Origin of the sequence: Bacillus cereus group sp. BfR-BA-01316 (assembly GCF_022664195.1) — a bacterium.
Lineage (GTDB): Bacteria > Bacillota > Bacilli > Bacillales > Bacillaceae_G > Bacillus_A.
Window position 1 is genome coordinate 1 of the sequence record NZ_JAKUGX010000172.1, and the last position, 202, is coordinate 202.

Below are 202 nucleotides of genomic sequence, written 5' to 3' on the forward strand. Positions count from 1 at the left end.
ATGCTTCGGGGAGCTGTAAGTAAGCTTTGATCCGAAGATTTCCGAATGGGGAAACCCACTATACGTAATGGTATGGTATCCTTACCTGAATACATAGGGTATGGAAGACAGCCCCAGGGAACTGAAACATCTAAGTACCTGGAGGAAGAGAAAGCAAATGCGATTTCCTGAGTAGCGGCGAGCGAAACGGAATCTAGCCCAA

1 rRNA gene is annotated in these 202 nt (G+C 47.0%); it reads left to right on the forward strand.

The annotated features are described in order from the left end of the window. Nucleotides 1–202 (forward strand): 23S ribosomal RNA (locus MR071_RS25430); the annotation flags it as partial.